Source organism: Guyparkeria sp. TX1 (assembly GCF_046523965.1).
Taxonomy (GTDB): Bacteria; Pseudomonadota; Gammaproteobacteria; order Halothiobacillales; family Halothiobacillaceae; genus Guyparkeria.
Genome location: NZ_CP144142.1, coordinates 812,187 through 830,317 on the forward strand (window position 1 = coordinate 812,187; position 18,131 = coordinate 830,317).

The following is an 18,131-nucleotide window of genomic DNA, read 5'->3' on the forward strand; positions in this document are numbered from 1 at the left end:
GGGGCCGCGTGTCACGTCCGGGTTGGTTGCTCCTGATGCTCGTGATCGGGCTCGGCGGCTCGGCCGGGCTGCACGCGGATGCCCGGGTAATCGACGTGCATGCCGAGGTGCGCGAGGAGTCGGTGTTCCTGGATGCCAACCTCGAGCTGTCGCTGGGCAGCGAGGTGATCGAGGCGCTGCGCAACTCGATCGCCGTGAACCTGATCGTCGAGGCGGAGATTGCCGAACCGCGCGAATGGCTCTGGGATCGGCGCCTGCTGTCTGATCGGCGGCGGCTGCGCCTGGAGTACCACGCGCTTTCCCGTACCTGGGTGGTCACCGACTATCACGCCCGCGAGACGCACACCTTCTCCGAGCTGGTCGGCGCGGTCGAGTCGCTCTCGCGCGTGCGCGCCTGGCGGCTGGGTCCCTGGGCGCCGCTGGCCGACAAGTCGCGCCTGCTGGGCAAGCTGCGCGTGACGCTGGACGTCAACAAGCTGCCGCTGCCGCTGCGCGTCCCGGCATTGTTCAAGGACGCCTGGGATCTCGACAGCGACTGGTTCCTGTGGGGGCTCTCGGAGGTGCGGCGATGACGCGCCTGGGCCGCCGCATGCAACGCTGGGTCAGGCGAGCCATCCCGCCGATCAGCGCGACGGTCATCGTGCTGCTGCTGGTGCTGCTGTACCTGGTCTCCGACTCGCTGCGCGCCGTCGAGCAACCCGAGGGGCTGTTCCTGGCCCTCCTGGGTATCAGTGCGGTGGGGCTGTTGTTCCTCGCCATGGTGGTGCTGTGGCACATCGTTCGGCTGATCCGCGATTATCGCCGCGGCACGCCCGGTGCCCGGCTGACCGCCCGCCTTGTGGTGACCTTCGTCGCGTTGTCGGTGGTGCCGGTGGCGATCGTTTTCTACTTCTCGCTCACCTTCGTGCAGCGCGGCATCGATTCCTGGTTCGACGTCCAGGTCGAGCAGGCGATGACCGACGCGCTCTCGCTCTCGCAGATGTCGTTCGACGGACGGATGCGACAGGCGCTTGAAGAAACACGTCGTGCGGCCAGTGACCTGCAGGATGGCGGGTCGGAATTGATTGCACTGAAGCTCTCGCAGGTGAGGCGCACCACCGGCGCCGAGGAGATGACCATTCTCGGCCAGCGCAACCTGATCGTCGCCTCGTCCTCTGAAGATTCCACCAGCATCGTCCCGGCGCGGGCCGACGATACCGCGCTGGCGCACGCCCGCTCCGGGCGGGATTTCATCGGGCTTGATCCCGGCGGCGACGGCAATCTGCAGATCCGCGTGGTCGTGCCGATGGAGGCCGGGCTTACCAGCGAGGGTGGCAAGCGGGTGCTGCAGGCCCTGTTCGACGTGCCCGACGACGCCAACGAGCTTTCCAAGAGCGTGCAGGATGCCTTCAACGACTACCGCGAGCTGGTCTACCTGCACAGCTCACTCAAGCAGACCTTCACCCTGGCGCTGACCCTGGCGCTGCTGCTGTCCCTGCTGACGGCCGTCTGGCTGGCCTTCCTGGCCGCGCGTCGGTTGCTGAGCCCGATACGCGAGCTGGCCGCCGGCACCCAGGCGGTCGCCGAGGGCGACTACAGCCTGCGCCTGCCGGTCGACCGGCGTGACGACCTCGGTCAGCTGGTCCAGTCATTCAACACCATGACCGCCCGGGTGCGCCGGGCCCACGAGGTGATGCGCGAGCTCCAGGAGCTGGCGGACAAGGAACGCGACTATCTGGACACGGTGATCCAGCACCTGTCCTCCGGCGTGCTGACGTTGTCCTTCGACGGGCGCATCATCAGCGGCAACTCCGCCGCGCAGCAGATTCTTGGGGTGGCGTCGGAGGAGTTGTTCGAGGGAACACTGCAGGCGGTCTGTCGTGAGCATGCCAGCCTGTTGCCGCTGTGCGAGGCGTTCCTCGACCGGCTGGGGGCGGCGGGGCCGCCTCCCGGCGAGACGGTCGAGGCCCAGGTGCGCATCATGAACGGCAGCGGCCGGAAGGTGTTGCTGGCCCGGCTGGCGGCTCTGCCGCCGGATGGCGAGAGTGACGCCGGTGGCTACGTGATGGTCCTCGAGGACGTCACCGCGCTGATCCAGGCCCAGCGTGACGCGGCATGGTCGGAGGTGGCGCGTCGTCTGGCCCACGAAATCAAGAATCCGCTGACCCCGATCGGGCTGTCGGCCGAGCGGCTGCGCCGGCGTATCCTGCCGCAGCTCGACGAGGAGCATGCGCCGATCCTCGATCGGGCCACCGCCACGATCATCGCCCAGGTCGACGCCATGAAGCAGATGGTCAACGAGTTCGCCGAGTACGCGCGAAGCCCGCAGGTGAGCTTCGAGCGACTCAACCTGCAGGCCCTGGCCGGCCAGACGGTCGAGCTCTACCGGGGCAACACGGCCGTCAAGGTGCGCTACCTGCCGGAGGTCGACGAACCGGTGTGGGTCGAGGGCGATGGCAACCGTTTGCGCCAATTGCTGCACAACCTGATTCGCAACGCCAGTCAGGCGCTCGACGAGCGCGGCGCGGTGGCCGGTGAGCCGATGGTGTTGCTCGACCTGCGGGTGGTCGGGGAGGAAGGGCATTGCCTTGCCGAGCTGACGGTGGCCGACAACGGGCCGGGCTTTCCGGCCGAGATGCTCGACCGCCTGTTCGAGCCCTACGCGACCACCCGACCCAAGGGATCGGGGCTGGGCCTGGCGATCGTCAAGAAGATCGTCGAGGAGCACGCCGGGGCCGTGCATGCCTGGAACGCGTTTGACCAATTGGAGAACGACGACACCGAGGCGGGCCGGCGGCTTGCCAATCACGGTGCTCGCGTTACGATTCGCCTACCCTTGGAATCGGGGCGCTGCGAGGCAAGTGACAATCGCCGCCGCGAAGGCGCTGAAGTCGAAAAGAGTCGCCACGAGGGCACCCAAGTCGAAAAGGGCCGCCATGGTGGCGCCCACGTCGAAAAGGGTCGCCAAGGTGGCACCCACGGAGAAACGGGAATTTCCTGACGAATGAGTATCGGACACATCCTGGTCGTCGATGACGAGAGCGAGATCCGCAACCTGCTGGCCGACGTGCTTGAGGACGAAGGGTTCACGGTCAGCAGCGCGGCCGATGCCGTCGAGGCACGCGGCTCGATCGCGGTGCGGCGGCCCGACCTGATCCTGCTGGACATCTGGATGCCGGGTACGGATGGCATCGGTCTCTTGCGGGAATGGCACGAACGAGACCAATTGGTCTGGCCGGTGATCATGATGTCGGGCCACGGCACGGTCGAGACGGCCGTCGAGGCCACCCGCCTGGGTGCGTTCGACTTCATCGAGAAACCCATCTCGCTCGACAAGTTGCTGCTGCTGATCGAGCATGCGCTCGACAACCGGCGCCTGGCGCAGGAAAACGCGGCACTCAAGCGTGGCGAGGTCGATCCGCTCGATTTGATCGGCGATTCCGAGTACATGCAGGAGTTGCGCGATCAGGCGAAGAAGATCGCCGACCACGACGCCTGGGTGCTGATCTCCGGCGAGCCGGGTACCGGCAAGCAGGCGCTGGCTCGATTCATCCACCGGCATTCGGCCCGTCGTCATTTCCCCTTCGTCGACACCGGCGGCAGCGCGGTGTCCGGGCGGCAGAACGCCGCGGTGGAGCTGTTCGGTGCCGAGGAGGACGGGCGCATCCGCTACGGGCTGCTCGAACAGGCCAATGGCGGGACGCTGTTCATCGCCGAAGCGGCCGACATGGACGAGCAGACCCAGATGCAGCTGATCTCGGCGCTCGAGAGCCAGTCGTTCTTCCGCGTCGGCGGCAACGAGCCGGTGCGGGTGGACGTGCGCGTGATTGCCGCGACCCGCAAGGACCTCGAGGCCGAGGTGCGCGCCGGCAACTTCCGCGAGGACCTCTACTACCACCTCTCCGTGGTGCCGGTGCACATCGAGCCGCTGCGCGAGCACCCCGAGGACATCCCGGTGCTGCTGTCGCACTACCTGGAGACGGCCCACAAGGTCGAGGGCCTGCCGCGACGCGAGCTGACCATCGGCGCGCGTAACCTGCTGCGCTACCACCACTGGTCGGGCAACGTCCGCGAGCTCAAGAACCTGGTTCAGCGCCTGCTGATCCTGGGCAGCGGCGAGGTGATCGACGAGCAGGAAGTCCAGCGGGCGCTGGGGCTTGCGCCGATGGACGAGGCCGGCGCGGATAACAGCCCGGCGCTGGTGTCGCTCAACCTCGACCTGCCCCTGCGCGAGGCGCGTGACGAGTTCGAGCGGCGTTACCTGCTCGCCCAGTTGAAGAACGTCGACGGCTCGATGACCGAGCTCTCGCGGCGTACCGGCATGGAGCGCACCAATCTTTATCGCAAGCTCAAATCACTGGGCATCCAGACCGGTGGCGAACGATCCACGGGGACGAATGCATGAAGGTGATCGTGCTGGGAGCCGGCCAGGTCGGCAGTTCGGTGGCTACCGCGCTGGCGACCGAGACCGACAACTCGGTCACGGTGGTCGATACCGACGTCGAGGCGCTCAACTGGCTGCAGGAACGGCTCGATATCCGTACGGTGACCGGCCTGGGCTCGCAGCCCAGCGTGCTCCAGGAGGCGGGTGCGGCCGATGCCGACATCCTGATCGCGGTGACGCATTCGGATGAAACCAACATGCTCGCCTGCCAGATCGCCTGGACGCTGTTCCACACGCCCACCAAGGTCGCGCGGATCCGGGTCACCGACTACCAGGATCACCCGGCGCTGTTCGACAACGCGGCGATCCCGGTCGACTTCATCATCAGCCCCGAACGGCTGATCAAGGACTACATCGCCCGGCTGATCCAGTACCCAGATGCCCTGCAGGTGCGCGAATTCGGCGACGGCAGGCTGCTGCTGATCGGCATGGAGGTCGACCGCGGCGGACCCATGGTGGGCGAGCCCATCCACCGCTTGCGTGATTTGCTGCCGGGCATCGAGGCGCGGGTGGCGGCAATCTACCGACACGAGACCTCGGTCCCCCCCGAGGGCGACACCCGCCTGCTGGCCGGCGACGAGGTGTTCTTCCTGGCCAGGAAGAGCGACATCCGCCGCGTGATGAGCGTGATGCGCCCGCTTGACAAGCCCTACAAGCGCATCATGATCGCCGGCGGCGGCAACATCGGCGGGGCGCTGGCCGGCAAGCTCGAGGACGATTACCAGGTCAAGCTGATTAGTCACAACCTGCGCCGAGCGCGCGAACTGTCGGCTTCCCTCGATCGCAGCATCGTGCTCTCGGGCAATGCCTCGGACACGGAGCTGCTCGAGGAAGAGAACATCGAGGACATGGACGTCTTCCTGGCCCTGACCAACGACGACGAGGACAACATCCTCGCCGCCATGCTGGCCAAGCGTCTCGGGGCGCGGCGGGCGATGTGCATCGTCAACCGCACCGAGTACGTTGACTTGATCGAGATGGGCAGCATCGACATTGCCCTCTCGCCTCACCAGATCACCATCGGCGAGGTGTTGACGCACCTGCGGCGTGGTGACGTGGTCAGCGTGTATTCCCTGCGCCGTGGCGCGGCCGAGGCGATCGAGATCATCGCCCGTGGCGACGAGAGCACCTCGCGGGTGGTCGGCCGGCGCATCGACGCGCTGAATCTGCCGCGCGGCACCACCATCGGCGCAATCCTGCGCGACGATGAAGTCCTGATTGCCCACCACGACACCGTGATCCGGTCGGATGACCACGTGGTGCTGTTCCTGACCGACAAGCGCCGCATCGGCGAAATCGAGCAGTTGTTCTCGGTCGGCTTCGGCTTTTTCTAGGGAAGATCTTCACGAATGTCATACCGCTCTGCGTGCCTTGAAGCGGGTAGATGCAAGGCGACCGTCCGCCGTGAAAGGGTGATTCCCTTTCCAAGGACGGCAACGCCGCAGATGCGCGGTTCAAGGCGCGCCCCGCGGGGCGTGGCGAGCCGCCCGTCCCCCGCGTTGCAATGTGTTGGTGAGGTCGCCGATACGCCGGCGACACGCGCCTTGATCACGAACGGCTCGCCACGCCAGAGCGGCATGGCATTCGTGCAGATCGTCCCTGATGTCGGCAGCGAGCTCCAATGCAATTTCTGATCGTCATCCGTATTCTCGGGATCCTCCTGATGGTCTTCGGCCTGACCTTCATCCCGCCGTGGCTGGTGGGCTGGGTCATGGGGGATACCAACCTCACGCCCTTTGTCCTGAGTTTCGTCATCAGCGTGACGCTCGGTGGCGTTCTCTGGGGGCTGACGCGCAACTACCGCCGTGAGATGAAGCTCCGCGACGGGCTGCTGATCGTGGTCTCGTTCTGGGTCGTGCTGGGCCTGATCGGCTCGACGCCGATCTACCTGCAGCCGGACCTGGGCCTGAGCTTTACCCAGGCGGTGTTCGAGTCGGTCTCGGGCATCACCACCACCGGCGCGACGGTGATCACGGGGCTCGACGAGTTGCCGCGCTCATTATTGTTCTACCGTCAGCAACTCCAATGGCTTGGCGGGTTGGGGATCATCGTGCTGGTGGTGGCCTTTCTGCCGCTGCTGGGCGTGGGCGGCATGCAGCTGTACAAGGGCGAGATGACCGGTCCGATCAAGGATTCGCGCCTGTCGGGCCGCATATCCGAGACCGCCAAGGTGCTCTGGCTGGTCTATACCGGCATCACGGTGCTCTGTGCGCTGGTCTACAAGATCGAGGGCATGAGCTGGTTCGATGCCGTCAGTCACTCCTTTACCACCGTGGCGACCGGCGGGTTCTCCACCCACGACGCAAGTTTCGGGTATTTCCAGAACCCGACCATGGAAGTCACGGCCATGGTCTTCATGATCCTCGGGGCGCTGCCGATGGCGCTGCACTTCATCGCGCTTCGGCATGGCTCGCTACGTGCCTACTGGCGCAGTGCCGAGGTGCGCTTTTTCCTCGGCTGGATGGCCGCGGTCGCGGCGATGGTGGTGGCGTTCTTTCTGGCCAACTGGCCGGAGGGCAGCTGGCTCGACACGGTGCGCCTGAACCTGTTCAACCTGGTTTCCTTCGCCACGACCACCGGCTACACCGCCACCGATCACACCGCCTACGGGCCGTTCCTGATGTTGCTGCTGGTGATGACCACCGTGATTGGTGGCTGTGCCGGCTCGACCACCGGCGGGATGAAATCGGTGCGCGTCATGTTGCTGGCCCGCCAGGGATTCCACGAGATACGCCGCCTGATCCATCCGCACGCGGTGTTCGTCATCCGCCTGAGCGGACGTCCACTCGACCCCAGTGTGATCAGTGCCGTGTGGGCCTTCTTCGCTGCCTGGATGTTTACCTTCCTGTTCTTCTTCTTCGCTATGCTGTTCACCGGCATGGACATCGAGTCGGCCCTGGGTGCGGTGCTCGCCACCCTGGCCAACCTCGGTCCGGGCATCGGCTCGGTGGCCAGCAATTTCGCCTCGGAGTCGGACACGGTGCTGTGGCTGGGCATGCTGGCGATGATCCTCGGGCGTCTCGAGATCTTCACCGTGTTGGCCATCCTGTTGCCGATGTTCTGGCGGCGATGAGCCCGAGCAGTGGCACCGTCGGGCCGCCGGTATTTCGTCGCCGACTGTTGGCCCCCCGATACTGGCCCACCTGGCTGGGGATCGGCCTGCTGCGCCTGCTGGCCGTGGGTGGGCACCCGCTGCGCCGCGGCGGGGCACGGGTGCTTGCCGGGCTTTACCGTCGTCTCAACCCGCGCCGGGTCGGTATCATCGCCACCAACCTGCGGCTGTGTTTCCCGCATCAGACTGCTGAGACCCGCGAGCAATGGCTGCGCCAGTATCTGGAACGGCACATGCTCGCGCTGCTGGATCTCGGCCGCATCCGTCGCGCAGCCCGCGGCGAGCTGACCCGCCAGACCGAGGTGGAGGGACAGGCGGTTCTCGACCGGCTGCGTGCCGAGCCCGGACTGATCCTGACCGTGCACAGCGTCGGGCTGGAATGGGCGGCGGCCATGCTGGCCGAGACGGTCGAGGGCTCGACCATCTACAAGCCCTTCGCCGACAACCCGGTGATCGACTGGTGGTTCGGCGGGATGCGCACCCGGCACGGCACCGAGGCGTTGCCGCGCGAGCGCGGCATGGGGCCGCACCTGCGCGCCCTGCGGTCGGGGCGGAGTTTCTTCTACATTGCCGACGAGGATCTGGGCGCCGAGCACAGCGTCTTCGCGCCGTTCTTCGGCGTGGAAAAGGCGACCTTGCCGCTGGCGGGCAAGCTGGCGCGGGCCAGCCGCCGGCCGGTCTATCCGGTGATCGGTCAGCTCGACGAGGTCACGGGACGGTACCGCTTGCGATTCCTCGAGCCGGTCGACTTGCCGGCGGGCAACGACCGCGAGGCGGCCACGGCGATCAACCGCGTGATCGAGGAGCTGGTGATCGATGACCCCGCCCAGCTGATGTGGTCGCTCAAGTACTTCAAGACCACGCCGCCGGGCGAGGATGATCGATACCGGGGCTGACCGGCTGACGCCTGTGCTCAGTCTTCCTGGCGCTGCTCGCGCCGCCGGACCCGCCCGCTGGCCTGGCGCCGGAAGCGCCGGTAGGTCCACTGGTACTGGTTAGGCTTTTCCCGCACGACCCGCTCGACCTCGCGGTTGAGGGCCGCGGCGGCCTCGACCGGGTCCTCGTGGTCGATGGGTTCGGTGACCGGCGCGTAGTGGATTTCGAAGCCGCGGGCATCGGGCAGCCGTTCGGCCCAGCCGGTGAAGGCGACCGCGCCGGTGCGACGAGTCAGCGTGCGGATCAGGGTCATGGTCAGCGCCGGCTGGCCGAAGAATGGCGCCATGACGCCCTCGCCGTGGCGCGGCGCCTGGTCGGGCAGGACGGCGACCAGCTCGCCGCGTTTGAGTGCGCGCAGCGCCTTGCGCACCCCGCCGAGGTTGGCCGGTGCCAGGGAGCCGCCGGTGCGGGCCCGGGCCTCGACCAACAGGCGTTCCATGGCCGGTTCCCGCGGTGGGCGGTACATGATGGTCGTCGGCACACGCGCCGCCGTGGCGAGCCCGCCGAGTTCCCAGTTGCCCATGTGCGGGGCAAGCAGGATCACGCCGCGGCCCGCCGCCAACGCCTGCTCGATCGCATCGAACCCCCGCCTCTCCACGATCACGGCCTCGATGTCGGCTGGCCCCCACCGCCAGGCCGGCGCGGTCTCGATCAAGCCCTTGCCGGTCTCGATCAGGGTGCGCCGCGCGATCGCCTCGCGCTCCGCCAAGTCCTTCTCGGGCAGGCAGCGGGCGAGGTTGTCCTCGACCGTCCGGCGCATCGAGCCGTGACTCATCCAGGCGAGCCGGCCAAGTCCGCTGCCGAGGCGCTGTGCCGCCCCCAGCGACAGCCAGCCCACCCCAGCCAGCACGGCGCGGGCGGCGCCGAGTCGCAGCCGGCCACGCCAGCGGTACCACGCCGTGTCTCGTCGCTTGCTCACGATTGAGCGGTCTCTTGCGGCGTATCTCGAGTTGATGCCTCGGTCGACCCCTGGGCCACATTGCGGGTCGATCTCCGCGTGGCGGCATGGGCCGTCGCGTGGGCGATCGCCCGGTCGGCCCCGTCGGCGACCAGCGGCGCGATGGCCGATCGGAGCGAGTGGAACAGCTGACCGTTGTCCCGCTCCTCGGTCGCGAGCAGCTGCTTGAAGTGCTCGCGCTGTGTGGGCATGGCAAAGCAGGCGGGGCAGTTGTCGTTGATCACCGGCAGCTCGAAGCGGCGAGCGAAGTCGACCAGGGCGGATTCGCGCACGTCCACCAGCGGGCGGATGATGCGCACGTCGCCGGCATCGTTGAGGTAATGCGCCTTCATGGTGTTGAGCTTGCCGCCGTGAAACGCGCTCATCATGAAGCTCTCGGCCAGATCGTCGAGGTGCTGGGCCAGTGCAAGCACGTTGAAGCCTTCCTCGCGGGCGAGCCGATAGATCAGCCCGCGCTTGAGTCGTGAGCAGAACGAGCAGTAGGAATCTCCGCTCATGTGGTCGTCGGCCAGCGCGACGATGTCTTCCTGCACCCGGTAGTGGCGTATGCCGAGGGTTTCGAGATAACCGCTGAGCGGTCCGGGGTCGAAACCGGGCACCATCGGGTCGACGGTGATCGCGGCGATCTCGAAATCGATCGGCGCACGCCGCTGGATATGCCGCAGGATGTGCAACAGCGAGAGCGAGTCCTTGCCCCCGGACAGCCCCAGCAGGACCCGGTCGCCGTGATGCAGCATCTGATAGTGCATCACGGCGCGGGCCACCTGTTTCTGCAGACCGCGGCCGGGTGTTGCCCAGCGCGCCTTGGGCGTGTCGGCGATATCGACGGGATCGTTCTTCAGGGTGACGGGCATGCGACGGCTCGACGGAGTCGTTGGTGACGGACGGCCATCTTACCAGTCGTGATCCGGTCGCGACGTGGTCGGGTCGCGCGGGGTTAGTCGTCGTAGATAGGGCGGCCTCGGTAGTAGCCGCGGATACGAGGGCCGGCTTCGCCGTATTCGGCCGGTTCGGCGGCAGTCGGGGGGTGGTCGAGCGAGGCGACGAGGCCCTGAACCGCCGGATCTTCGCTCGGCCGGGAGAGGCGCAGCAGGCGTTGCTCGACGCCGTAGCGAGACATGTCGACGGTGATCCCCATGTCCTTTTCCAGGGCGCGCTTGAGTTCGACCAGGCGTTGCATTCGCTCGCGTTGTGACATGAGGCTCTCCGGTGACGCATTCGTCTCGAGATAGCAATATCCACACCATGGGGGCGGCAGCCCGCGCGGGCGCGTCCCATCACCGATTTCCCCGTCGGCACGCACCGGCTTGGGGCGACCCCCATCTTGGGTGCGCGTTGATGAGGCGTTGCCGATTTGAACCGAGGTTCTCTAGACTGAACTCTCGCCATGTGGTCTGTTCGTCCACCGCAGCCAATCGAGGTCCGCCTGCATGCGTGCGCTCTATCCCCCGATCGAACCCCTGGTCAATCACAGCCTGCCGGTCGGCGACGGGCACGTCCTGCATGTAGAGGAATGCGGTCGACTGACCGGCCTGCCGGTGCTGTTCCTGCATGGCGGGCCGGGGGCGGGTTGCACCCCGATGCACCGGCGGTTCTTCGACCCCGACCGCTACCGCATCATCCTGCCGGACCAGCGCGGTGCGGGCCGCTCGACGCCGCATGCCGGGCTGGAGGCCAACACGACCGCCCACCTGATCGCGGATCTGGAAGTTCTGCGCGAAACGCTGGGCATCGACCGCTGGCTGGTCTTCGGTGGTTCCTGGGGCTCGACCCTGGCGCTGGCCTATGCCCAGGCCTACCCCGAGCGGGTGAGCGGGTTGATCCTGCGGGGCGTGTTTCTCTGTCGCCGGCAGGACATCCGCTGGTTCTACCAGGATGGAGCCTCGCATGTGTTCCCCGATTACTGGCGCGATTACCTCGAGCCGATCCCCGTCGACGAGCGGGATGACCTGGTCGCTGCCTATCACCGTCGACTCAATGGCGATGACCAGATCGCCCAATACCACGCAGCAAAGGCCTGGTCGGTGTGGGAAGGACGCTGCGCCACGCTGCGGCCCGAATCCGAGGTGGTGGACTACTTCGCCGATGCCCATCACGCCCTGTCGATCGCCCGGATCGAGAACCACTATTTCATGAACGATTCGTTCCTCGAGACGCCGCTGCTCGATGGCATGGATCGCCTTGCCGATATTCCGGGGCACATCGTCCACGGGCGCTACGACATGGTCTGTCCCGTCGATCAGGCCTTCGCGCTGCACGAGCGCTGGCCGAACGCCACGTTCGAGGTGATCGATGACGCCGGTCATGCCGCAAGCGAGGCGGGGATCGTCGATTCGCTGGTGCGTGCCACCGACCGGTTCGCCGACGAGGCGCGTTCATGATCGGCCTGATCCAGCGCGCGCGGCGGGGTGCCGTACGGGTGGATGACGAGGTGGTCGGCGAAATCGGGGTCGGGCTGGTCTGCCTGGTGGGGGTCGAGCAGGGCGATGGGCCGGCCCAGGCCGAGCGACTGGCCGAGCGGGTGCTCAACTACCGCGTGTTTCCTGACGAGGCCGGCCGGATGAACCTGTCCGTGCAGCAGGCCGTGGGCGGGGTGCTGGCCGTGCCGCAATTCACGCTGGCGGCGGACACCCGTCGCGGCAATCGACCCAGTTTCACCCCGGCCGCCGACCCCGATGTGGCGGAAGGGCTGTTCGGCGTCTTCGTCGACTCGCTGAGCCGCCGGCACCCCGGGGCGGTGGCGACCGGGCGTTTTGGTGCCGACATGCAGGTGGAGCTGGTTAATGACGGACCGGTGACCTTCTGGCTACAAGTGCCGCCGTCCGCTTGAGCGTGCCGGAAGCGGGCGCTGCGTCCCGCCGAGATAAAAACGTCAGGCACAAAAAAGGCCCGCCAATTGGCGGGCCTTGTCCTTCGGGCGGTTCAGTCTGCCTTAGGCAGCCTGGGTAGCCTCGTCGGTGTCACCGGTGTTGGAGGACCAAGAGATCTTGACCTCGTCACCCTTCTTACCCGGAACCTTGATGTTCAGGTAGGGGTTCTTGGAAACGGCTTCCGACAGGTTACCGTCCATGACTTCTTCGCCGTTGACTTCAACAACCAGCTTCTGGATGTAGTCAGCCGGGATCTTCTCGCCGGTGGACTTGTCTTCGCGGTTGCCAGACTCCATCGGGTGACGGATCAGGGCCTTCACGTCCAGGACGTCGCCGGCCGGAGAAATGCGCATGCGGATAGTAGACATAATCTATACCTCTTGGGTGTTATCTGTCTTTAATCAATGACTTCGGGTTCAGAGGCTGATTAGCCGCCGCAGCCACCGATGGTTACCTTGACTTCCTTGGACGCCTTGTACAGCTTGCCGCCAGCGTGAACTACGCCGGTTACGTCGTCGGTTTCGCCCATACGGATACGGGTGGAAACGAACGGGTTGGCGCCGGACAGGTCGAAGGAAGCGACCAGCGGGGTCGGGTTCTTCGATACGAAGATGGCGACCTTGTCGGAGTCGGCGATGCTGGACTCGACGGTGACCGGAACAACGGCGCCGTTCTCGGCGATGTCCGGGGCCTTGACGGTGATGTCGCCGGAATCGGCAACGTCAGAGGAACCGAACAGCTCGTTCAGGCCGTTGTCCATGCTCTCGGAATCGAAAGCCGCTTCCGGCCACTCGGCGGCCAGTACGGCACGCGGGGAAAGCAGGCCGGCACCAACGGCCAGACCAGCAGCACTGGCAGCGAGGCTGCCCTTCAGAAATACGCGACGCTTGGTTTGCATATCTTAACTCCTCGTTAATGTGTGGGTGTCCACGCCCCTAGTGAAGCATGGCCTGTGCCAGGTTTGTAACTGGTTGATTGGAAAAGAAAAGGGTGGATATTGGTCGATCGTTGCAAGTTGCAATCTGCAATTTTGATGCGCCGGGGATTGCAATGATTCCGGCTGTGATCGGCCGAATCCGGCGTGTTGATCACTTCTTGTCGTAGTTCTGCAGCTTGCGCCAGAGAGTCGATTTGTTGATGCCGAGGATGTTGGCGGTTTTTTCGCGGTTGCCCTCGGTGTGCTCCAGCGTTTTTTCGATGTAGCGACGCTCGAGTTCCTCGAGGGTCGGGAGGTCGGCGTCGATGCTGCTCGCCCCGGTATTGGCCGACGCCGGGGCCGTGTCTTCGCCGACCAGTTCCAGGTCGATCTCCTCGCTGTCGGACAGGGCTACGGCTCGCTCGATGGCGTTCTTGAGTTCGCGGACGTTGCCGGGCCAGGGATAATCGAGGATCGCGCGCTCGGCACGCTCGGTCAGGCGCTTGGCCGGTCGGCGGAATCGGCTGGCGAACTCGTCGATGAAGTGCTGCGCCAGGGCCGGGATGTCATCGCGTCGTTCGCGCAGCGGCGGCATCAGCAGACGCACCACGTTCAATCGGTGGTAGAGGTCGTGGCGGAACGTGCCTTCGCGCACCATGTCGGCGAGGTTGCGATTGCTCGCGACGATGAAGCGCACGTCGATGGGAATGGTCTGCACCCCGCCGACCCGGGTGATTTCCTGTTCCTGCACCACGCGCAGTAGCTTTGTCTGCATGGCATCCGAGATGTTGCCGATCTCGTCGAGAAAGACCGTGCCGCCACTGGCGACTTCCAGCAGGCCCGGCTTGGCCGTGTTCGCGCCGGTGAAGGCGCCCTTCTCGTGGCCGAAGAGTTCGTTTTCCAGCAGGGTGTCGGTGAGCGCGCCGCAGTCGATCACGATGTACGGCGTGCCGGCGAAGTCCGAGCGCTCGTGCGTGGCGCGCGCGGCCAGCTCCTTGCCCGAGCCGGATTCGCCCTCGATCATCACGTTGATGCGCACGTCGCGGATCTTGTCGATGATGTGATAGACCGCCTCGATGGCCTTCGATTGACCCAGCATCGCGCGTTCACCCGGTTCGGCCGCGGAGGGTGGTTGGACCGGCCCTTCGTCGAGCAGCCGGCGCACCAGGTCGATCAACTCTTCCGGGTCATAGGGCTTCTTGACGAAATCGCTGGCGCCGAGCCGCAGCGCCTGGATCGCGTTGTCGATGGTGGAGTAGCCGGTGATCAGGATCACTGGCAGTTCCGGCCATTCACCGCGCAGCCATTCCAGGAACTCCAGGCCGTTCATGCCCGGCATCTTGAGATCCGAGATCACCAGGTCGACCGGGTTTTCGGTCAGCCACGACTGGGCGGCCTCGACCGACTGAAAGCCGTGAACCGTCAGTCCCTCCGTGTGCGCGTAGCGCGTGAACAGGTCCGAGGTGCGTTCGTCGTCGTCGACGAAGGCGATGACCGGCGGGTTGTCGTTTTGCCTGGCTGTCGTCATGGCGTCGGTGTCGGTGGCGTGGGTTTCGAGGGGGTGGATGTCTCGGGCGGACGAATGACGCGTGGCCGTGCCTTGTGGCGCGGCAGCACGACGCGGGCAAGTACGCCGGTGGCGTCCTCGCCCAAATCACGCCGGTTTTCCAGCGTCAGTTCGCCGCCGTGGTACTGCACGATGCCCAGGCTGATCGACAGCCCGAGCCCCGTGCCGCGGTCGACCGCCTTGGTGGTAAAGAACGGGTCGAAGATCTGCTCGATCACCTCGGTCGGCAGGCCGCTTCCCTCGTCGCGGATCTCGATCCGGACGATTTCGTCGAGGCATTCGGCCTGGATCAGTATATGTCCACCGGTGGGGCTGGCGTGGATGGCGTTGCGCACCAGGTTGGCGACCACCTGTTCCATCTGGCCCGGATCGAATTCCGCCTCGCAGCGCGCGGTGGCACTCAGCAGGGCCAGGTGGACGTCGGCTTCCATGGCCTCCGGCTCCATGCGGTCGATCACTTCTTCTAGCCACTCTGCCAGCGCGACGGTCTCGTGTTCGGGGGGCAGTTGGCGGGCGAAGTTCATCACGCCGCGCACGATCCGGCTGGCGCGAAGCGCCTCGGCGCGCAGATCGCTCATGTCCTCGCGGATCCCGGGCTGGTCGGGCGGGAGCTGGCGCTCGACCAGCCGGGTGAGCGTGAGGATGTTGTTGAGCGGGTTGTTGATCTCGTGGCCGATGCCGGCAGCCATCTCGCCGATCGAGGCAAGCTTGGCCTGTTGCAGGGCCTTTCTCTCCGCACGGTCACGTCGACGAGCCTCTTCGGCGAGTTGGGTGGTCAGGTAGCGGAACGAGGCCTGAAGTTCGTGGACCTCGGTGGTGCGCGAGTCCACCGGGATCGGGCCGCCGCGGTCGCCATCGGCGAATCGCTTGAGGCTCTCGGACAGCCGGATGATTGGCCGGGAGAAGAAGCGTGCCCCAAGCCCGGCGAACAGCAGGCTCATCACCAGGGCCAGGAGGCCGAAGCCGAACAGGCTCAACCGGATGTCGCGAAACGGGGCGGTGGTGATGTCGGCCGGCAGCTTGAATGCCACGAACCATGAAGCAAGGCTGTGCGGGTAGGGGTGGTACTCCTGGTAGTAATAGCGGGTATCGCCATCCTCGCTGAGGTAGGAGCCGTTCGATTGCGCCACGGCCGTATCCCAGAACCTGCCGTCGTCGATCTGTCGGGCACCGGGGTAGTCTGCGTTGCCGCCGTTTTCGAACGGGCTGATGAAGCTGATGTCGCGTTGGTCGTCAAACAGCAGCAAGCCGTCGCGCGCCGGCGCACCCGGATTGTGTTCGATGATCATCACTTTGCCGTCCCGGGGGCGGGGTGAGAACGACAGGATCTGGTCGAGTTGCTCGCCGAAGGTGTTGACCACCACGTAGCCCGCGGTGCGGTCGTCGACGTTGCGCAGCGGGCGCACGGCATACAGGGTGCTCGGTTCGCGGCCGGGCAGGGCATCGCCGAAGGCCAGCGGCAGGGTCATGTAACTGATCTGGTCGGAGGACAGGGACTCCAACCGCCGGAGAAAGCGATCGTTGTCGAATTCCTCCTCGACGTAGTTGACCTGGCCGAGGCTGTCGAAGGAGGGTGAGGCGACCCGCCCGAGGGTCACCTTGATTACCGTGTTGCCGGCCGCGTCGAGAATGCGGATACTCCCCAGCCCCGGCACGGTGCGCTGCAGTCCGGCCAGAAAGCGGTTGGCATTGATGCGCATCGAGGTCAGCTCGGGGTGACGAATGCCCATGGACGACGCCATCAGGGCATTGAGCATCGTCTGGATTTCCTGCGACTGACCGATGCCCTCGACCACTTCGCGCTCGTAGCGCATCCGGTTGCTCATTTCGCTGATCAACGAATCGATGTTCTCGTCGATTTCGCGGCTGAATTCCTTCTGGAAACGCTGTTCGCTGTAGCTGGTCACGCCCCATACCAGGAGCACGAGCGGTACCAGGGTGGCGGTAAAGGTCCACAGGAAGATGTTGACCGGCAGACGCATGCGGGCGAGCCTCGGGTGCGTCCGGCCCGCGGGCCGGCGCATGGATTACGGTGAAGGTGACGCTATCACAAAGCATGATTGGACACAGTGGCTGGGCGAGCGCGCCGCGGCGGGGCTGACCCGCCGGTTGAGGGTTGCCGGCTCCCCGCAGGGGCCGCGCATGCGGATCGACGGGCGCGAGTATCTGGCCTTCTGCAGCAACGACTACCTCGGGCTGGCCAACGATCCGCGGCTGGCCGAGGCCATGCGCGAGGGTATCGACCGTTATGGGGTGGGTGCCGGTTCGGCACACCTGATCAACGGGCACTTCGAGCCTCATCAGCGGCTTGAGGATGAGCTGGCGAGCTGGCTCGACGTGGATGCCGCACGGCTCTTTTCCACCGGCTACATGGCGAACCTCGGCGTGGTCGGGGCCCTGATGGGGCGTGGCGACACCGTGATCGCCGACCGGCTCAATCACGCCTCGCTGGTCGACGCCGTGCAGCTCTCCGGTGCCCGCCTGTCCCGCTATCGCCACAACGATCTCGACGATCTCGAGGCCCGCCTCGCACGCGCCCGTGGCGAACGCATGATCCTCACCGACGGCGTGTTCTCCATGGACGGTGACGTAGCGCCGCTGGCCGAACTGGTCGAGTTGGCCGAGCGTTTCGATGCCTGGCTGGTGGTCGACGAGGCGCATGCCTTTGGCGTGCTCGGCCCGATGGGGCGGGGCAGTTTCGAGGCAGCGGGCCTGGTCCCCGGCGAACGGGTGCTGCGCGTGGGCACACTGGGCAAGGCCTTCGGCACGTCCGGGGCCTTCGTCGCCGGTGCCGCCGAGCCGCTGGTGGTGCTGCTGCAACGGGCGCGCACCTACCTGTTCACCACGGCGCAACCACCGGCCGTGGCCGAGGCCTCGCGCGCCGCGCTGGCGATCGTGCGCAACGAGGGCTGGCGCCGTGATCACCTGGCCGAGCTGGTGTGTCGGTTTCGCGCGGGCGTGGCTGATATCCATGGTCTTGAGCCGATGCCCTCAACCACCCCGATCCAGCCGTTGACGGTGGGTGAGGCGGACCGGGCGCTGGCCATCGCCGATCGGCTCGAATCGGCGGGGCTGCTGGTGCCGGCAATCCGCCCCCCGACCGTCCCGGTGGGCGGATCGCGTCTGCGGGTCACCTTGAGTGCCGCACACGAGCGGGCCGATCTGGAAGAACTTCTGTCGGCCTTGCGTGCATGCACTACTATCCCGTGACGGACCAGGGCATTTCTGCCCGGAGGTCGGGTGGGAACCAACCGGGTTTGTAGAGGTCACAGCGGGCGCCTGAAGCCCGCCAAGCGGCCGTTGCTGGCCGTCTGGTAAATTCAACCGGATCGCGAGCGGATCGAAAGCC

16 protein-coding genes are annotated in these 18,131 nt (G+C 66.1%); 9 read left to right on the forward strand and 7 right to left on the reverse strand.

The window, feature by feature from the left end; all coding sequences use genetic code 11:
* Window positions 1-8: 8 nt before the first annotated feature.
* From VWP12_RS03860 to VWP12_RS03885, 6 genes are all read left to right on the forward strand, one after another.
* Window positions 9-572 carry a DUF4390 domain-containing protein gene (locus VWP12_RS03860; protein ID WP_410474689.1) on the forward strand — a complete coding sequence of 188 codons (564 nt, stop codon included), beginning with the start codon at window positions 9-11 and terminating at the stop codon, window positions 570-572.
* Window positions 569-2,980 carry an ATP-binding protein gene (locus VWP12_RS03865; protein ID WP_410474690.1) on the forward strand — a complete coding sequence of 804 codons (2,412 nt, stop codon included), beginning with the start codon at window positions 569-571 and terminating at the stop codon, window positions 2,978-2,980. The genes VWP12_RS03860 and VWP12_RS03865 overlap by 4 nt, the downstream gene beginning before the upstream one ends.
* A gap of 3 nt (window positions 2,981-2,983) precedes the next feature.
* A complete protein-coding gene (locus VWP12_RS03870; protein ID WP_125198050.1) occupies window positions 2,984-4,384 on the forward strand; it encodes a sigma-54-dependent transcriptional regulator in 1,401 nt (466 codons plus the stop codon).
* Window positions 4,381-5,757, forward strand: coding sequence for a Trk system potassium transporter TrkA (gene trkA / locus VWP12_RS03875; RefSeq protein ID WP_125198049.1), 1,377 nt, complete (start codon window positions 4,381-4,383; stop codon window positions 5,755-5,757). Before VWP12_RS03870 ends, trkA begins: the two co-directional genes overlap by 4 nt.
* A 287-nt stretch (window positions 5,758-6,044) precedes the next feature.
* Complete coding sequence (locus tag VWP12_RS03880) at window positions 6,045-7,496, forward strand: potassium transporter TrkG (RefSeq protein WP_125198048.1); 1,452 nt, start codon at window positions 6,045-6,047, stop codon at window positions 7,494-7,496.
* On the forward strand, window positions 7,493-8,431 hold the full coding sequence (locus tag VWP12_RS03885) for a hypothetical protein (protein ID WP_410474691.1): 939 nt from the start codon (window positions 7,493-7,495) through the stop codon (window positions 8,429-8,431). Before VWP12_RS03880 ends, VWP12_RS03885 begins: the two co-directional genes overlap by 4 nt.
* Before the next feature lie 17 nt (window positions 8,432-8,448).
* Here VWP12_RS03885 and VWP12_RS03890 read toward each other — a convergent pair whose 3' ends face one another.
* From VWP12_RS03890 to VWP12_RS03900, 3 genes are all read right to left on the reverse strand, one after another.
* On the reverse strand, window positions 8,449-9,390 hold the full coding sequence (locus VWP12_RS03890; RefSeq protein ID WP_410474692.1) for a lysophospholipid acyltransferase family protein: 942 nt from the start codon (window positions 9,388-9,390) through the stop codon (window positions 8,449-8,451).
* Window positions 9,387-10,178 (reverse strand): tRNA 2-thiocytidine biosynthesis TtcA family protein, encoded by a 792-nt coding sequence (locus tag VWP12_RS03895; RefSeq protein WP_410474940.1) that lies wholly within the window; start codon window positions 10,176-10,178, stop codon window positions 9,387-9,389. Before VWP12_RS03895 ends, VWP12_RS03890 begins: the two co-directional genes overlap by 4 nt.
* A gap of 188 nt (window positions 10,179-10,366) precedes the next feature.
* Entirely contained in the window at window positions 10,367-10,627 is a 261-nt protein-coding gene (locus VWP12_RS03900) for a hypothetical protein (RefSeq protein ID WP_410474693.1), read from the reverse strand.
* A 232-nt stretch (window positions 10,628-10,859) separates the two neighbouring features.
* Between VWP12_RS03900 and pip the strand changes: the two genes are divergently transcribed.
* Window positions 10,860-11,810 carry a prolyl aminopeptidase gene (pip, locus tag VWP12_RS03905; RefSeq protein WP_410474694.1) on the forward strand — a complete coding sequence of 317 codons (951 nt, stop codon included), beginning with the start codon at window positions 10,860-10,862 and terminating at the stop codon, window positions 11,808-11,810.
* Window positions 11,807-12,259, forward strand: coding sequence for a D-aminoacyl-tRNA deacylase (gene dtd, locus VWP12_RS03910; RefSeq protein WP_410474695.1), 453 nt, complete (start codon window positions 11,807-11,809; stop codon window positions 12,257-12,259). Before pip ends, dtd begins: the two co-directional genes overlap by 4 nt.
* A 102-nt stretch (window positions 12,260-12,361) precedes the next feature.
* Here dtd and soxZ read toward each other — a convergent pair whose 3' ends face one another.
* From soxZ to VWP12_RS03930, 4 genes are all read right to left on the reverse strand, one after another.
* Window positions 12,362-12,667 carry a thiosulfate oxidation carrier complex protein SoxZ gene (gene soxZ, locus VWP12_RS03915; RefSeq protein ID WP_410474696.1) on the reverse strand — a complete coding sequence of 102 codons (306 nt, stop codon included), beginning with the start codon at window positions 12,665-12,667 and terminating at the stop codon, window positions 12,362-12,364.
* Window positions 12,668-12,726: 59 nt separating this feature from the next.
* Window positions 12,727-13,197: a thiosulfate oxidation carrier protein SoxY gene (gene soxY / locus VWP12_RS03920; RefSeq protein WP_410474697.1), complete on the reverse strand. Its 471-nt coding sequence runs from the start codon at window positions 13,195-13,197 to the stop codon at window positions 12,727-12,729.
* A 190-nt stretch (window positions 13,198-13,387) separates the two neighbouring features.
* The gene (locus tag VWP12_RS03925; protein ID WP_410474698.1) at window positions 13,388-14,743 is read right to left on the reverse strand and encodes a sigma-54-dependent transcriptional regulator; all 1,356 of its coding nucleotides are present in this window, start codon (window positions 14,741-14,743) and stop codon (window positions 13,388-13,390) included.
* Entirely contained in the window at window positions 14,740-16,764 is a 2,025-nt protein-coding gene (locus tag VWP12_RS03930; RefSeq protein WP_158611711.1) for a sensor histidine kinase, read from the reverse strand. The genes VWP12_RS03925 and VWP12_RS03930 overlap by 4 nt, the downstream gene beginning before the upstream one ends.
* Window positions 16,765-16,804: 40 nt before the next feature.
* Between VWP12_RS03930 and bioF the strand changes: the two genes are divergently transcribed.
* A complete protein-coding gene (gene bioF, locus VWP12_RS03935) occupies window positions 16,805-17,992 on the forward strand; it encodes an 8-amino-7-oxononanoate synthase (RefSeq protein ID WP_410474699.1) in 1,188 nt (395 codons plus the stop codon).
* The last annotated feature ends 139 nt before the right edge of the window (window positions 17,993-18,131 follow it).

Excerpts from the sequence above, each read along its gene's own strand:
- bioF (WP_410474699.1), top strand. The coding sequence starts at position 16,805 with ATGGATTACGGTGAAGGTGACGCTATCACAAAGCATGATTGGACACAG.
- VWP12_RS03925 (WP_410474698.1), bottom strand. The coding sequence starts at position 14,743 with ATGACGACAGCCAGGCAAAACGACAACCCGCCGGTCATCGCCTTCGTC.
- VWP12_RS03895 (WP_410474940.1), bottom strand. The coding sequence starts at position 10,178 with ATGCACTATCAGATGCTGCATCACGGCGACCGGGTCCTGCTGGGGCTG.
- soxZ (WP_410474696.1), bottom strand. The coding sequence starts at position 12,667 with ATGTCTACTATCCGCATGCGCATTTCTCCGGCCGGCGACGTCCTGGAC.
- VWP12_RS03900 (WP_410474693.1), bottom strand. The coding sequence starts at position 10,627 with ATGTCACAACGCGAGCGAATGCAACGCCTGGTCGAACTCAAGCGCGCC.
- VWP12_RS03885 (WP_410474691.1), top strand. The coding sequence starts at position 7,493 with ATGAGCCCGAGCAGTGGCACCGTCGGGCCGCCGGTATTTCGTCGCCGA.
- VWP12_RS03880 (WP_125198048.1), top strand. The coding sequence starts at position 6,045 with ATGCAATTTCTGATCGTCATCCGTATTCTCGGGATCCTCCTGATGGTC.
- VWP12_RS03870 (WP_125198050.1), top strand. The coding sequence starts at position 2,984 with ATGAGTATCGGACACATCCTGGTCGTCGATGACGAGAGCGAGATCCGC.
- pip (WP_410474694.1), top strand. The coding sequence starts at position 10,860 with ATGCGTGCGCTCTATCCCCCGATCGAACCCCTGGTCAATCACAGCCTG.
- VWP12_RS03865 (WP_410474690.1), top strand. The coding sequence starts at position 569 with ATGACGCGCCTGGGCCGCCGCATGCAACGCTGGGTCAGGCGAGCCATC.
- trkA (WP_125198049.1), top strand. The coding sequence starts at position 4,381 with ATGAAGGTGATCGTGCTGGGAGCCGGCCAGGTCGGCAGTTCGGTGGCT.
- soxY (WP_410474697.1), bottom strand. The coding sequence starts at position 13,197 with ATGCAAACCAAGCGTCGCGTATTTCTGAAGGGCAGCCTCGCTGCCAGT.
- dtd (WP_410474695.1), top strand. The coding sequence starts at position 11,807 with ATGATCGGCCTGATCCAGCGCGCGCGGCGGGGTGCCGTACGGGTGGAT.
- VWP12_RS03930 (WP_158611711.1), bottom strand. The coding sequence starts at position 16,764 with ATGCGTCTGCCGGTCAACATCTTCCTGTGGACCTTTACCGCCACCCTG.